This window comes from Bathymodiolus azoricus thioautotrophic gill symbiont, assembly GCF_001298715.1.
Lineage (GTDB): Bacteria > Pseudomonadota > Gammaproteobacteria > PS1 > Pseudothioglobaceae > Thiodubiliella.
This window is the reverse complement of sequence record NZ_CDSC02000053.1, coordinates 1-922: the sequence shown is the minus strand read 5'-3', so window position 1 is coordinate 922 and position 922 is coordinate 1. Positions and strand designations below refer to the sequence as shown.

General features: G+C 37.5%; 2 pseudogenes. Both read left to right on the top strand.

The features are described 5' to 3' along the window. Nucleotides 1-510, top strand: a pseudogene (locus BAZSYMA_RS00970) (hypothetical protein); the annotation flags it as partial. 40 nt (nt 511-550) lie between these two features. Continuing rightward, nucleotides 551-922: pseudogene (locus BAZSYMA_RS00965) on the top strand (RHS repeat-associated core domain-containing protein); the annotation flags it as partial.

The window sequence follows — 922 nt, the reverse complement described above, 5'->3', positions numbered from 1 at the left end:
GAAGGCGGATCTGCTTATCCAGCTCAAGAACATACTTTAATAGCAGAACATAAAATAAGAATGTTGCGAAACAATATAAATATCCACATGCAAAATATAATGAGTAACGATGTGCCTCTTTTAGATGCCGCTATTCAATTTAGCTTATCTGGTAAATTAAAAGATATGGTCTTTAAACAATATAAAGTTGCTAATTGTGGAGAATGTTCAAACATAATGTTGCATGAGTTAAGTCGGCATTATCCTGATATGGCAGTAGAAACACTAGAAACGCCTGAGCATACTTTCAACTTGCTTAACCGTGATCAATCAACCCCTTTGCTCAAACCTGATAAATGGAATGCAGACACTTTGATAATAGACACTTGGAAGAAAAATATTTATATTAAAGGGGAGTTTATACCTGAATATTACAATGCTCATATTAACCCTGGAGGTCAATTTACCAATATGCTAAAGCATGAAAGAGTGATGACTATAAATATATTTAACACCCCAATCAAAAAATAGAAAATGCAAAGTTCTCCTAACACAAAGATCTTAATATCTTATGATTAATACTTTAGAGTCCTACCATCAAACCTACACCTACGACCTAGGCAACAACCTAACCCACCTTTCACACCAAGCAAAAAGCAATACTTGGCAACAAACCCTCTCCATCCACCCAAGCAACAACCGTGGCACCGAAACCCAGCAATCTACCAGCGACTTTGATGCCAACGGTAACCTGCTAGTCTTAAATAACATTGGCACGCTACATTGGCACTACAACAACACCCTTAACCAACTCAGTAAAGCAGACAAAAGCAACACCAGACAGTACTATATCTATGATTACCAAGGCAGGCGAGTTCGTACTGTGGTTGAATCCAACAATCAAGTACAAAGCCAAAGAGATTACCTGCTCTCACTAGACATA